Below are 259 nucleotides of genomic sequence, written 5' to 3' on the forward strand. Positions count from 1 at the left end.
AGCTCGTCGGGATTGCGGCCGTATGCGGCTGCGCGTGATTTGACATCCTGATAAAATTCCCGTGCCTCTTCAAAGGTTTCGTGCCCTGAATAGATGGCATCCGCCGACTTGGCGGCCAAATTTTTGCCGGATTCGGAGGAACCCGCCTGGAAAACGACCGGATAGCCTTGCTTCGAGCGGCTGACGTTCAGCGGACCTTGTACCGCAAAATGCTTGCCTTTGTGATGCAGGGTGTGCAGCTTCTCGGGGTCGAAAAATT

General features: G+C 55.2%; 1 protein-coding gene. It reads right to left on the reverse strand.

All coding sequences use genetic code 11. From position 1 onward, the window contains the following. The coding region (locus KVT27_RS25290) for an LLM class flavin-dependent oxidoreductase (protein ID WP_217582241.1) at positions 1-259 on the reverse strand (259 nt) is incomplete at both ends.

The organism is Lysinibacillus sp. GbtcB16, from assembly GCF_019091145.1.
GTDB lineage: Bacteria > Bacillota > Bacilli > Bacillales_A > Planococcaceae > Lysinibacillus > Lysinibacillus fusiformis.